The following is a 12,836-nucleotide window of genomic DNA, read 5'->3' as shown; positions in this document are numbered from 1 at the left end:
TTTTGCGATTCATGGAAGGCTAACAGGTGCGTTAGCTAAAAATCAGAGCTATCTTTAAGGCAGCTTTTTGTTATGCAACTATCGGGGGGGTTAACTCCAAAAATTGGAAGTTAAATCCAATTAATAGTATAGTCATATGTTTCAGATCCTTTTTGTGGTCTTTTTCTTGATCGAAGAAAAATTCAGCTGAGGGATATTGTACCAAATAAATAATGGAAAAAATTATTGCCTCAATTAGAGATGAATTGGTACAAAGAACAATTCCGGGCATAACGACCAAAGAACTTGATGATATAGTCGGGGAACGTTTAGAAAAAGCGGGTGCAGTTTCAGCTCCAAAACGTGAATATGATTTTTCTGGCTTTACTTGCAACAGTCTAAATGATGAAGTGGCGGGTTATTCGTAATCAATCTTCGTATGTATATTGAGTTGCTTTTTCATGATTTGGAAGATCGAATAGTGGCCCTGTCAAATGAAATGGAAGAACATAAGATCATCTAATCGATTCCCGGTATAGGAGAAAAAATCGCAGCCAGGATTATCTCTAAAATTGGTGAAATCGATCGGTTTAATCATCCGAAAAAACTGGTTGCCTTCGCTGGAGTGGATCCAAGTGTTCACTCATCGGGTAAGTTTACGGCACCATTAATCGTATTACAAAAAGAGGTTCGAGCAGACTACGTCAATCTAAGTATCAAGCCCGTACTATGCAGCATAAGAAGTTATCAGAAGGAAAACCTGCAAAAGAATCGTGCCTGTATTAATAATTGCTGTTCCTGGATTTAATAACCGGTTTTGTGATACTGAGAAAAATCCTTCCAAAAGGTTTTTGGGGGATTATTTGGCTTGGCCCAAAAATAGTATATGGAAAAGAAATTTTGGTTTAGTTCGGCTAGGAAAACAAAAGGAAGACCACAATAAGTGATCTTCCTTTTGTTTTTAGCCGAACTTATTTGGTGAAGGAATTGATATTTATCTGATTGGGACAATTCGTGATAGTGGGCTCGTTATAAGAACAGCAGAATACAGTATCACTAGGAATTTCAAACTTTTTCATAACCGGTTCCGCGATTTTTTTATGCTTATGAAAACAAAAAGAAGAGGCAAATATATAACAATGAAGTATACGATGTAGGGATTGATTATTTTATTTAATATATATAAGGAATCGATATCATAAAAGAGTATATTCACAAGTAGTATGATTATGGACATTCCCCATAAGGGATACTTTTGCTGGACATTGAATAAGCGCTTGACCCCCCTGCTGGCAGCCCACAAAGGAATGACCATATTGGGTATGATAATGATGGTCCACCAAGAAACAGTTATGTATTCGAACCGTTGAATAAAGGGCAACTCAATAATACTGGTCAATGTTAGTGTTGGGTATAGAGTAAGGGTCAAATGTTTCTGTGAATAAAAGACTATCGATACAAAATAAAGTAATAAGCTCAATAACGTAGTGAGCACAACTCCTCCGTGAGCATACTTTTGCGATCTTTCAGCATTTTTGATGAACGGATAATACATCAGTATCATTTCAAATCCAAGCATGGATAATGAAAAACTTTTAGTTCCTTTCAATATTTCGAATAAATTATGATGGAAAATAGGAAGAAAACCGGTGAAATCAGAGTATTTAAAACCATAAAAAGGTACAAATAAAAGCCAGTATGAAACGATTACAGTTAAGAAGGCAATACCCGTAATGGTTCGGAATCCCCCTGTATTTATATAATAAATCAAGATAAGGAAAACCAAAGCAAATGCCCAAGAAGGTACCTCTTCAAACATCCAAACATGAATGACATTTATATAACCGATTATGATCGTCATTCCAAGGACAAAAAAGTAAAGAATAAATAAAAGACTGAAGAAATTACCAATCCATTTACCGAATGCATGATTATTAGTTGAGATTATATCGCCAGGAACAAAACTAAATATCTTATAGATTAGCCAAATTAATATATGAACAATCAATCCAGCTAGGAGTATGGATAACCAGCCATCGGTTCCCGTCGCTTTAGCCAAATCTCTTTGAAAACTCAATACGCCTAATCCAGTTTGCATGGAATGCACTAAAAAAAACACATAAAATGGCGATACCTTATATTTTTCATTAACACCAGCTTGATTCATGTAGGCCCCTCATTTGTATCACTCATATATTTTAATAATCTGGCTTTTATAAGTGAAATCTATTCAAAAAGATCGATTAAATTGTGGATGGAATTTTTGTATGGATCCTTAAGTTGAGAGCTAACATTTAATCGAAACGATTTTCATGAGGCATTAGACAAGGAACAGACACATGTGGACGGCAAGGGTCTGGCTTACAATAAGGAATGTGTTCAAGCGTAAGCGGACAAAGAAGGGAAATAGAGAATCGGGATGCCCTTTTCCGAAAGATAGTTGGAAAGTCTTATCCCGGAACAACAGCGGGGGGATAATAGATGAGTGATAAAAAGAAATATCAACCAATAGTGAATCTTAAAGACCTTTAGGACAAAGGGCAGATTTATCGTAATGATGTTCTTTTCCGCACGGGTAATAAAAAGGTTGTGGATGAACGTTTAGAGGAACCATTGTCCTTTGATAATAAGATGACAAACTATTTGTTAATTTCTAGATGAATGGAAAAAATATATAGAAGGGAACAAAAACTAATGAAATACGAATGGAGAAAACGAGAGAAGAATTTATATATCCCAAAACAAAAACCTGAACTTGTATCAATACCAGAACAGAAATTTTTTTTGATAAAGGGAAAAGGAAATCCAAATGAGCACGAATTCGCTGAAAAGATAGGTGTTCTTTATTCATTGGCTTATGCGGTCAGGATGATGCCTAGGCAAGGATACACTCCAGCTGGATATTTTGAATACACCGTATATCCATTAGAAGGGATTTGAGATTTAACGGAAGAGGGTAAGAAACTAGATACTTTAAATAAAGATGAATTATTATATACGATCATGATTAGACAACCAGATTTTGCAACAAAGGAAATAGTGGACAGAGCATTTGAACATGTAGAAGAAAAGAAACCACATCCATTTCTAAATGATGTAAGGTTCGGTACATTTCAAGATGGGTTATTTGTCCAAATGCTTCATGTTGGTCCATATGATGATGAACCTCAAAGTTTTAAAGTAATGAATGAATTCATAAAAGATAATAATCTGGAAAAAACGTCATTACAAAATAGAGAAATATATCTTTCAGATTTTAGGCAAGTTGAACCTTCAAAATTAAAAACAGTTTTGAGATATAAGGTTAAGCCGATAGAATAGCATGAACTCTTAGCTGTTAACATGCATTCATTATTTCATGTAGTTTGAAGGAGTTTACATAGAGTAAAAGGTGCATTATTACCATACGACGCAATAAAATTATCCAATATGGTGTTATGGTATGGCTCATAGTTTATATGAGGGTGTAAAAGAGGAACAAACACCACTCTTATTTTACTTATTTAAAAACATTAGCATCTATTATTTTGGGTGCTTTTTTTTGCAGGGAATTGGTCCCTTTTGTCAAATTAGTTAAACAAAGGGGATGAGAAAATGAATGATGATGAGAAAATCAGTATTTTATTGTCCAATATGACAAACGAATTAGTGTCGAGTAGAGTAAGGGTTAGAGCTATAGTGGAATTACTGGAAGAAAAAGGTCTAATAACCCGTGAAGAGTACGAAAACAGGTTTAAAAAAGTTTTTGAACGAGATGCAATTTCGTATAGAAATGATCTACTGAAAGAAGTCAAAATTGATGAATAAAAGGAGGAGGCATCCAATAATTTGGGTGCTTTTTTATGGCGGTGAGAACGATGAACCATGAACCATGATAAGAAAAGAAAACGGTTAAGAAGCCAGTGAAACTAAGTCGTGGAATCTGGAAGATCTAATGAATATGAAAGCTTTTACATATAAGGATTTTACAATACGAGATTTAAGCTTAATGTGAAAAAAGAAAGAGCGTTAATCCTTATTTGATCAACACTCCTGTAAGTGCAGTAGCATTCATGTTATTTTTTTAGATTTGATTTCATTAATAATGAAATCTGTTGCTCATCCGTATTCGAAATTCGTTTCAGTTGATCAACGATTAACTTTTGTCTTTACAATGTATGATTTTGACTTAACTTAGCTTTCCCTTTTATTTTGTTGATTTTTATTTTGAATCCATATTCATGACTGTCGGTCTCTTTCATCTATTGGAATTCGGTTGTTCTAAATGCAGTTAGCTTTTCCCTGATACAGCTACTTTTTTTGTTACGGGAGCATTTTTGCCTAATATGACAGAAAAGACAACAATCATTGCTGTTACAAGGGTGAAAGATGTGATGGATTCATCTAGAAATACTGTTGCAAATACAATCATCAAAAATGGTTGTAAGTATTGAATCTGACTAACCCTTGCTATTCCGCCCATAGCCATTCCGCTATACCAAGCAACATATGCTAGAAATTGACTAACCACTGCGAGATAAATTAAGCTAACCCAAGCTTGGATAGGGGCATGGAGCATTTCAGTTGAAAGGTTCAGCCCAACTGGAATAATGAAAAATGGAGCACCAATCATAATGGCCCAAGCAATCACTTGCCAGCTGCCTAATTCTTTCGCTAATTTCCCCCCTTCTGCGTAACTAAGTCCCAATATGATCACTGCTGCCAATAAAGCTAAATCGGCTAATTGCAATTGGCCGAACCCAAGATGAAGTGCATACATAATGACAGCTAAAGAGCCGATTATACTTGAAACCCAGAATTTGATTGAAGGGATTTCACCTGCCCTAAACATAGCAAATCCAGCTGTTGCTAACGGTAACAGTGCTACTTCCACAGCTCCATGAGAAACAGGCAATGATTCCATTGCCCAAGAAGTGAGGAGAGGAAATCCTAAAACTGCACCAACAGCAACAATAAGTAGACTTTTTAATTGACTTGGAGAAGGCAGTTTTTCCTTTCGAACGATCAATACCACCCCTACTAAAATAGCGGCTACAACCGTTCTTCCTAAACCGACGACCGTAGTCCCAAAATACTCTACAGCAATACTTGTAGCGGGGAGCGTTAAGCTAAAACAAATGACACCCACCAATCCCAAAAATAATCCGAATTTTTCTCTTGTTTCCCCCAGCATCTTTTCCAACCCCAATCTTTATACTTTGTACCACATCTGTACCATTTTTTACTTATCTTAAAAACAGTTCTGATATAATTAACATACTATGAGTACATTCAATAAAAATAAACCGTTTTTTTACCTATCTGTCCTGGTACAGTTGGAGGGGGATCAATATATGAACTCAAAATATATAAAGATAATGGAAGATATTAAGCTTCGCCTAGAAGATGGTTCGCTAATTGCAGGCAGTAAACTTCCCTCTGTTCGTCAATTATCTGAGTATTTTTCATGTAGCAAAAATACGGTAATTAAAGCATATGTAGAACTTGAAAAAGAGCATTTAATTTATTCTGTTCCTAAAAGCGGCTACTATGTTGTGAATGAATATCAAAAAGCGAAGGAAGAGAATGAGGTGATTGATTTTTTGTCTGCCGGTCCAGATAAAAATGTTATGCCTTATGTTGAATTTCAACATTGTATGAATCAAGCAATTGATCATTACAAAGAAGAGCTTTTTACATACTCTGATCAACAAGGGCTTTACTCACTGCGAGTACAGTTGGTGAAATATTTGGAGAATTTACAGGTCTTCACTAAACCAGAAAGATTAGTCGTTGTCTCTGGCTCGCAGCAAGCCCTCCATTTATTAGTTTCTATGCCATTTCCAAATGGGAAAAACAATATTCTAATTGAACATCCTACTTATTTTGGATTCATCGAGTCCATCAATCTGCATCAAGCCACTACTTTTGGAATCGAATTATCAATGGAAGGAATAGATCTTGATCGACTGGAATACATTTTTCGAAATAATGATATAAAGTTTTTCTATATTATCCCGAGATTTCACAATCCACTTGGACATAGTTACACGAATGGCGAAAAGAAAAAAATAGTTGAGTTAGCTGAAAAATACGATGTATACATAGTGGAGGATGATATTTTAGGAGACCTTGATCCAAATCCAAAATCAGATCCTTTATTTTCTTTTGATCCTTCCGGGAGAGTGATTTATATTAAAAGCCTTTCGAAAATTTTTCTACCAGGGCTAAGGATTGGGACTGTCGTTCTTCCTGCATTAATGATGAACAACTTTTTACGTTATAAATTCAGTTCGGATTTTAATAGTTCAGCACTTTCTCAAGGTGCGCTAGAAATCTATTTAAAAAGCGGAATGTTTAATAGTCATCTCAAAAAAGTAAAAGAGGTATACCGAACTAAAATGCAAATCCTTCAAGAAGCATGTGAATTATTACTGCCGGCTAACACTTCTTTTTCTAAACCGAATTCCGGATTCTATCTTTCCATCAGTTTGCCCGAGAATGTGAAAGCAAAACAGGTGGTTCATATGCTAAACGAGCAGCATATATATGTTGATGATGCCTCCAGAATGTTTTTAGCAGAATATAAAAAGGAGAATCTCGTTCGTTTATGCATCTCTCAAGTGAACGAGAGTCAAATTAAACTAGGGGTAGAGCGATTGGCTCACTGTATTGCTTTAATTGACAGTAGAAAAAAGCATATTGCTCCGAATAACTTTTTACTCATTTAGAAAGTGCCGGGTTTTTCCCGTCACAACCTAAATAATCACAAGCTATTTATATATTCCATAAATGATTTTCCTCACTTAATTCCATCCTATAAAGTTATTTAAAATAGAGCTGCTTGTTTATAAGGGTAGGTTCTGTTATGATTGTTTGATAAATTTTTTAAGGGGTTTAGAGAGGGTGAGTCAATTGACTAAAAACCTTAGGCAATTGAAAAATGTTTCGGTGTTCCAAACGCTTCTAACTTAGAAAAATAATTTAGAAGCGAGGAATAATCATATGAAAAATCAAAGAATCTTTAATAAATCATTTCTTTTTTTATTTATAAGCAACTTTTTAGTTTTTATTGGGTTTGAAATGATGCTTCCTATTTTGCCTGCCTATTTGTTAAGCATGAATGCATCTTCCATTCAAGTTGGTCTAGTAACATCATTATTTACGGTAGGTGCTGTTTTAATCAGGCCTTTTGTAGGTTACTATTTAATGGATAACCAGAGGAAAAGCCTGGCCATTTGTGCAAGTGCAGCTTTAATGGTCATTACAATTCTATATCCGTTTCTTAATATGATATGGCTTCTTCTATTGTTACGGCTTTTCCATGGTGCAGCATGGGGGGGATCAACCACAGCTAACAGTACAATGGTAGTGGATTTTATTCCCAAGACACGCTTAGGAGAAGGAATAGGGTATTTTTCTATATCCACAACGGTCGGGGCTATCGTTGCACCGAGTATAGGTATCCTTATCTATGACTCTTTTTCCTTCGATATATTGATATGGTCATCAGCAGTATTGAGCTTATTGGCAGTACTTGCGCTTCAATTTGTCTATTCACCTACTATTGTAAAGCGTGAGAAGAAGCCATTTCGCTTTTTGGATATGGTTTTTGAAAAAGACGTTTGGTTCCAAGCGTTACTTACGGTTATTACAACACTAGGTTTTGGGGCTATCATCACATTTTTGGTTCTTTTTGGGAAGCAAAGGGAAGTAGATCATATTTTTTTATTCTTCCTTATCAATGCAACTGTCTCAACTTTACTACGTCCTTTTACCGGAAAATGGTATGACAAAAAAGGACCTTGGTCTATTATCATTATGGCGGCTGTGTTAGGATTCTTTTCACTTGTTATCTTGTCATATACGACAAATGAATCTCAACTTATCGTTGCGGCGATTTTATTTGGGGCAGGTTATGGCACGGTTATGCCATGTTTACAAACATGGACTGTTCAAAAGGTAAGTGAAGAAAAAAGAGGAGCAGCCAACGCAACCTTTTTTTCCAGTTTTGACGTTGGTGTTGGAGTTAGCGCGTTTGTATTAGGTATTTTAGCAGAATCGATTAGTTTAGGGATGATCTACAGGATTGTTAGTCTAAGTTTTATTGTTGTTGCTGTGTTAGTCTATAAGGATTATATAAATGAAAAGACAAGGCATAATAAATCGATTTAAAACAAATCCACCTCTATTTTAATAGAGATGGATTTGTTAGCTGGAATACCAAAATGAGTAGAACTGGAATACATCCAGTTCTACTCGTAAGGGATGTATAAAAGAAGCAGCTAAATGACCTAATAATCAGGAAAAGTTAAAAAAATCAACGCTTCCTTTTTTAATTGACCGATTCTACAGTATTTTACTTGCCAGTAGAAGTGCTTTGATTCACGAATCGCAAACTTCAAAGCTCTTCTCAAATTTCCCAGGTGCGAAGTTTGAGTTATAATAGTAAAAAAACATCCGTCTTCTATAGGATGGATGCTTCTTGATTGAAATACATATAAAGGATTGGTGAATAAGAATGGCAATAGTTGATGTAACGGTTATTCCTGTCGGTACACAAACTCCAAGTGTTAGCAGCTATGTGGCGGATATTCAAAGAGTATTAAAGCGATATGAAGAGAAGGGGGAAATTCGTTTTCAATTGACACCCATGAATACAATCATTGAAGGCGACCTGCCTAAATTGTTTGAAGTGATCCAAGCGATGCACGAAGTACCTTTTGAAAAAGGTCTTGCTAGAGTTTGTACGAATATCCGAATAGATGACCGTCGTGATAAAGAACGCAGGATGGAAGACAAAGTAGAGCGAGTGAAGGGCATGCTTGAGGAATAACAGGTTTTGTAATTAACTGTGAAATGTAGAAAATGATGTTTTCGGGGATATGTCCTGAATTTCGTTAATGATTTTTAATTAATGTCAATGTATTAATAGCTTTAAAGCCTTGGTATACTGATTTATCAGTTCCCAAGGCTTTTTTATTTTTTATTTCATTCATTTCCATTTTATATCTTGCTGAGGAGATTAGGTAATGATAGATATAGACCGTTATCTGGATAATTTATAAACGTTCGCCATAAAGTTCTTTTTCTTCATTTGGATGAAAAAGAGTGAATCCTTTTGAACAAAACACAAACCTTCTATCTATCTCGAATCCAGCCTTATTCAAAATTTCAACTGTCCCCTGTGAACCAGTGCCAGCATACCCGCAACTACAACCAGAAAGGTGTAGCTCATTTCCTTTTTTGTCTATAAGGATGAGATCGCTATCGAGCAAAATATTATCTTTATTAATTTCTTTAGTAATTTTAGCAATTTTAAAACGATCAAAATGATCCTTGACTGCTTCGAATAATGCAATACTTTTATTGGTAATACCGCGGTCTTCACCGTAACCTTTTATGATGAAAACTTCCCGCTCATATGATTTCTTATATAGATGGTACTTTTGGTAAGTGACGTCATTTATTTTACAAATAAGCGGCCTAATATTATCCAGTTTTTGATTAAACATTGCACCCCTCCTAAATAGTTAGTTTATTAAGTTTATTAGGAGAAAAAGAGATTAGTACTAAGAAACTGATAAGAAGCAAATTTTTTTCATTTTTGATTCTCGTTTGTTTAATTAATAGTAATGAAACTTGATACCTATAAGGAATGAATGTCAGGAAGAAGTGAAAGTGTGAAGTCAAATTAAAAAAAGCACCAAAAAAGGTGCTTACTAGTTATATATCTTCTTAAAGTAATGGACAAACATAATATTCATGACAAATTCGACTATGGCATTAATACTCACATCGATAATATTAGTTTCCTCAAGTGAATGATAAGGAGCAAATAAGACAATGTAAATTGAACCAATGATAGTTAAAAGTACAGTCCATAAGCTGTTACGTAAAAAAAAGTGGAATCAGTAAGCCAAAAAAGGGTAAGAAGAAATCTAATTCTTTCCTCGTTCTCTTTTTATAAATACCGACTAAAAGGTAGATTGCAATCATATTGATAATAAAAAAAAAAATTAGATCAATAACATCATATCCATTAATAGATGAAGGGTTATAAACTCCTGGCAGTGAAAACACTGTAAGAGCAACTAGTACCCAAAAAGTTATCCGATATCTTTTCTTTTGTTTGCCAGTTATAGTTCCTGCCTGTAACGCCTTGACAAGTTTGTTAATATTCCAAATATACATGGTTGTCTCCTTATGTAGATTCCGCAATAATTATAGGGGAGGGTCCACTATAATCCCTTATCCAATTACATCTAGTGAATAAAAATCCGGATAAGGGGCACTTTTTTATGTGTCCGTTATCCGCGGGATACATCAAATTTATACTATAGCTCTTCTTTATTAACTTGGGTAGAGTAATTTTTGTTCATTTTGTTTTAGTCCATAGTGAGAATTCTACTTTGTACTTGAATTAGGTTGCTAAAGCTTTTTCCTTCAAAAATCATAGAACGATCAGCAACCCAGAGACCTTTTGTGAGCGTTTCTTGTATTAAGGAATATAACGAAAGGACTTAATTGTCAATAAAACACAATTTCGAACAAATGAGAAGAAGAGGGTCACATCTGGAGAACCCATTCAGTTCGTAAAGGATTTTCGATTGGTGGAATGAAGACATTCATATCGACCTTTTGATGTGGAGTCGTCACCAAATTGCAGCAAAATAAATATGCTTTTATACCCAACGCTAACAGAAAGCAGTTCTTATTAAATAGTAAAGACAAGATGCAGAAGAATATGACAACCCCTCTTTGACATAACATTTAGAAAAAGATAAGGGTGTGACCATTCTGAGTATGAAGAAAAACGACAAAATCGTTATTTATATAATAAAAGGTTCAACAATTAAAAGGTTTTTAATCCTGGATCTAATTATTGGATCAGGAATTTTTTATGTGGTCAAATTCATTTCTTCAAGCATATTAATAGCGAGTGCGAGCAGTTTTGTTGGAACGGAAGGAATTAAAAAAGCACCGAAAGTACTAAAAAGTGCAATTGGATTAATATCCTAAGGACTGGAAATTAAATGATCCCTAACCTTACTTATTACAAGAAAATGCACAGCAAATAGCCATTCAAATATGAATCAATGGGATCGGCGATGAGATTAGTCAAACTGGATTTAAACAGATGGTGTGTAGGATGAAATGGGCAGTAATGAACGTATACATCAATAATGATTCATATTAATTAGGAGGGAATCATGACAAAACCTCAAAAAGTGAAACCCTATTTAACTACTCGTAGTTTGCTGCCGGAAAATCAGGAGACACCCATTCAATTCATCAATAATGATAGTGTGGAAAACCAACTATTTTTTAGAAGGAACCACTTTACTTATCCGACACTTTCTTATTCAAACTATTGGCTTCCTATAAATGGAGTAGTATCAGCTCCATTATTGCTGTCCATGCAAGACATTCTTCAATATCCATCCAAAACGGTTGAAGTTGTCCTTGAATGCTCGGGAGACAAGCGTAATCTCTTCGAACCTAAAACATTTGGAGAACAATGGGAAAAGGGGGCCATTAGTCAAGGGAAGTGGAAAGGTGTACCATTACGGACATTACTTGAAATATCTGGCATAGGAGATGGGGCAAAAGAAGTTGTCGTGGAGGGATATGATTATGGCCTTAGGACCGATCTGGATGAGGTTTACACCTACACGAGGAGTTTGCCCATCGAGAAGGCACTGCATGAGGATACAATCATTGCATATGAGTATAATAACCAGCCAATCCCTTTTAAACATGGTTATCCATTGAGATTAATCGTTCCGCAGTGGTATGCAATGGCATCTGTTAAGTGGATAAAGCAGATAAGTGTTATTAATACTACTTTCAATGGACCTTTTCAAACTATTGATTATATGTATTATCCAAATAAAGACAATGATCAAAATGCATTTCCGGTCACTGCAATAAATATCAATTCGACTATCCAAAAACCGCTGGACATGGAAAAAATTAATACAGGTGTGCATTTAATAAAAGGGATTGCATGGACAGGAAAAGGAGTTATTACCAAGGTGGAAATTAGTATGGATGATGGCAATACATGGAGTAACGCCGATATATTACCTGGTAAGAATGCTGGTTTTGGATGGGTTAGTTGGTCATTCGAATGGAGTATATCAGAAAAAGGTGAGTACACGATTCAATCCAGAGCAACAGATTCATTTGGTCAAATTCAACCTAATTTACCTTTTTGGAATAAGAAAGGTTATGGGTATAATGCCATTGATAAAATTAAGGTTAAGGTAGAATGACTTTAATTTTAGGAAATGAAAACGGCTGAAAAAACTTTTGGATTTAGCCAAATAACGGTTTTGTGATATAGAGAAAAAACCCTTCCAAAAGAGTTTTGGAGGGGTATTTGTCATGGCCAAAAATAGTATATCATAAGGGAAATGAAAATTTTAGAGAAAGATATTGACATCCTATTAGCTGGTTTAATTGATTAATTAACATTAAAATGATCGATCTTTTTTATAAAAGAATAATCCAATTAAATAGTATAAGGGCATGTTTTGATAAAATCTTCAGTTTAGTGCGTCCCAGTTGAGATGAAACGCGTACGGTGTTTTTTTGTATTCATTAACAAGATGGTTTCAAAAGGAAAGTGTTATTAGAGATTCTTATTTTACGGATTAAATGTTGACACTAAAGAAAAATAGCAGTATGATAATGGAGTCGCCTAATTAATGAGCGATTTTAAAAAAAGAAATGCTTCGTAGAAGTTGACAACTATTCAACGTTGTGTTAAGATGAATTAGTTGAAAAAAACCTACCACAAATTGCTCTTTGAAAACTGAACAAAACAAAGCGCCAACGTTAAATTTTAAGTGAGCACACACTATCAAAAAAGC

10 protein-coding genes and 3 pseudogenes are annotated in these 12,836 nt (G+C 34.9%); 9 read left to right on the top strand and 4 right to left on the bottom strand.

What is annotated here, in order from left to right:
* Positions 1-212 precede the first annotated feature (212 nt).
* Together ACFX4H_RS25900 and ACFX4H_RS25895 are read left to right on the top strand one after the other, a co-directional pair.
* Positions 213-395 (top strand): annotated as a pseudogene (locus ACFX4H_RS25900) (type I methionyl aminopeptidase); the annotation flags it as partial.
* Positions 396-403: 8 nt separating this feature from the next.
* Positions 404-702: pseudogene (locus ACFX4H_RS25895) on the top strand (transposase); the annotation flags it as partial.
* 352 nt (positions 703-1,054) lie between these two features.
* Here the strand turns inward: ACFX4H_RS25895 and ACFX4H_RS25890 are convergent.
* A complete protein-coding gene (locus ACFX4H_RS25890; RefSeq protein WP_241637894.1) occupies positions 1,055-2,146 on the bottom strand; it encodes a GerAB/ArcD/ProY family transporter in 1,092 nt (363 codons plus the stop codon).
* Between the two features lie 494 nt (positions 2,147-2,640).
* On the opposite strand from ACFX4H_RS25890, the gene ACFX4H_RS25885 reads away from it, so the two are divergent.
* From ACFX4H_RS25885 to ACFX4H_RS25875, 3 genes and pseudogenes are all read left to right on the top strand, one after another.
* On the top strand, positions 2,641-2,919 hold the full coding sequence (locus ACFX4H_RS25885; RefSeq protein ID WP_312009020.1) for a hypothetical protein: 279 nt from the start codon (positions 2,641-2,643) through the stop codon (positions 2,917-2,919).
* A gap of 51 nt (positions 2,920-2,970) precedes the next feature.
* Positions 2,971-3,300 (top strand): annotated as a pseudogene (locus ACFX4H_RS25880) (GyrI-like domain-containing protein); the annotation flags it as partial.
* A gap of 273 nt (positions 3,301-3,573) precedes the next feature.
* The gene (locus ACFX4H_RS25875; protein ID WP_034313316.1) at positions 3,574-3,786 is read left to right on the top strand and encodes a hypothetical protein; all 213 of its coding nucleotides are present in this window, start codon (positions 3,574-3,576) and stop codon (positions 3,784-3,786) included.
* A gap of 463 nt (positions 3,787-4,249) precedes the next feature.
* On the opposite strand, the gene ACFX4H_RS25870 is transcribed toward ACFX4H_RS25875, so the two are convergent.
* The gene (locus tag ACFX4H_RS25870; RefSeq protein WP_377436492.1) at positions 4,250-5,152 is read right to left on the bottom strand and encodes a DMT family transporter; all 903 of its coding nucleotides are present in this window, start codon (positions 5,150-5,152) and stop codon (positions 4,250-4,252) included.
* Positions 5,153-5,312: 160 nt separating this feature from the next.
* Between ACFX4H_RS25870 and ACFX4H_RS25865 the strand changes: the two genes are divergently transcribed.
* The 3 genes from ACFX4H_RS25865 to ACFX4H_RS25855 all read left to right on the top strand — a co-directional run bounded on the left by ACFX4H_RS25865 (position 5,313) and on the right by ACFX4H_RS25855 (position 8,794).
* Positions 5,313-6,689, top strand: coding sequence for an aminotransferase-like domain-containing protein (locus ACFX4H_RS25865; RefSeq protein ID WP_377436491.1), 1,377 nt, complete (start codon positions 5,313-5,315; stop codon positions 6,687-6,689).
* A gap of 274 nt (positions 6,690-6,963) precedes the next feature.
* The gene (locus tag ACFX4H_RS25860) at positions 6,964-8,133 is read left to right on the top strand and encodes an MFS transporter (RefSeq protein ID WP_377436489.1); all 1,170 of its coding nucleotides are present in this window, start codon (positions 6,964-6,966) and stop codon (positions 8,131-8,133) included.
* Between the two features lie 346 nt (positions 8,134-8,479).
* Positions 8,480-8,794 (top strand): MTH1187 family thiamine-binding protein, encoded by a 315-nt coding sequence (locus ACFX4H_RS25855; protein WP_034313302.1) that lies wholly within the window; start codon positions 8,480-8,482, stop codon positions 8,792-8,794.
* A 226-nt stretch (positions 8,795-9,020) separates the two neighbouring features.
* Here ACFX4H_RS25855 and ACFX4H_RS25850 read toward each other — a convergent pair whose 3' ends face one another.
* Together ACFX4H_RS25850 and ACFX4H_RS25845 are read right to left on the bottom strand one after the other, a co-directional pair.
* Positions 9,021-9,473 carry a hypothetical protein gene (locus ACFX4H_RS25850; protein WP_249599098.1) on the bottom strand — a complete coding sequence of 151 codons (453 nt, stop codon included), beginning with the start codon at positions 9,471-9,473 and terminating at the stop codon, positions 9,021-9,023.
* Positions 9,474-9,849: 376 nt separating this feature from the next.
* Positions 9,850-10,152, bottom strand: a complete 303-nt coding sequence (locus tag ACFX4H_RS25845) for a hypothetical protein (RefSeq protein WP_377436487.1) — start codon at positions 10,150-10,152, stop codon at positions 9,850-9,852.
* Between the two features lie 1,019 nt (positions 10,153-11,171).
* Here ACFX4H_RS25845 and ACFX4H_RS25840 point away from each other — a divergent pair.
* Positions 11,172-12,236 carry a sulfite oxidase gene (locus ACFX4H_RS25840; RefSeq protein WP_377436486.1) on the top strand — a complete coding sequence of 355 codons (1,065 nt, stop codon included), beginning with the start codon at positions 11,172-11,174 and terminating at the stop codon, positions 12,234-12,236.
* Positions 12,237-12,836 lie beyond the last annotated feature (600 nt).

This window comes from Peribacillus sp. YIM B13477, from assembly GCF_042787955.1.
Lineage (GTDB): Bacteria > Bacillota > Bacilli > Bacillales > DSM-1321 > Peribacillus > Peribacillus frigoritolerans.
Note: the sequence above shows the minus strand (reverse complement) of the source record. Positions and strands in the feature narration are given on the sequence as shown.

What these genes read in the sequence shown, in the direction of transcription:
- ACFX4H_RS25860 (WP_377436489.1), top strand. Translation starts at nt 6,964, where the DNA reads ATGAAAAATCAAAGAATCTTTAATAAATCATTTCTTTTTTTATTTATA.
- ACFX4H_RS25840 (WP_377436486.1), top strand. Translation starts at nt 11,172, where the DNA reads ATGACAAAACCTCAAAAAGTGAAACCCTATTTAACTACTCGTAGTTTG.
- ACFX4H_RS25865 (WP_377436491.1), top strand. Translation starts at nt 5,313, where the DNA reads ATGAACTCAAAATATATAAAGATAATGGAAGATATTAAGCTTCGCCTA.
- ACFX4H_RS25885 (WP_312009020.1), top strand. Translation starts at nt 2,641, where the DNA reads ATGGAAAAAATATATAGAAGGGAACAAAAACTAATGAAATACGAATGG.
- ACFX4H_RS25845 (WP_377436487.1), bottom strand. Translation starts at nt 10,152, where the DNA reads ATGTATATTTGGAATATTAACAAACTTGTCAAGGCGTTACAGGCAGGA.
- ACFX4H_RS25870 (WP_377436492.1), bottom strand. Translation starts at nt 5,152, where the DNA reads ATGCTGGGGGAAACAAGAGAAAAATTCGGATTATTTTTGGGATTGGTG.
- ACFX4H_RS25875 (WP_034313316.1), top strand. Translation starts at nt 3,574, where the DNA reads ATGAATGATGATGAGAAAATCAGTATTTTATTGTCCAATATGACAAAC.
- ACFX4H_RS25890 (WP_241637894.1), bottom strand. Translation starts at nt 2,146, where the DNA reads ATGAATCAAGCTGGTGTTAATGAAAAATATAAGGTATCGCCATTTTAT.
- ACFX4H_RS25855 (WP_034313302.1), top strand. Translation starts at nt 8,480, where the DNA reads ATGGCAATAGTTGATGTAACGGTTATTCCTGTCGGTACACAAACTCCA.
- ACFX4H_RS25850 (WP_249599098.1), bottom strand. Translation starts at nt 9,473, where the DNA reads ATGTTTAATCAAAAACTGGATAATATTAGGCCGCTTATTTGTAAAATA.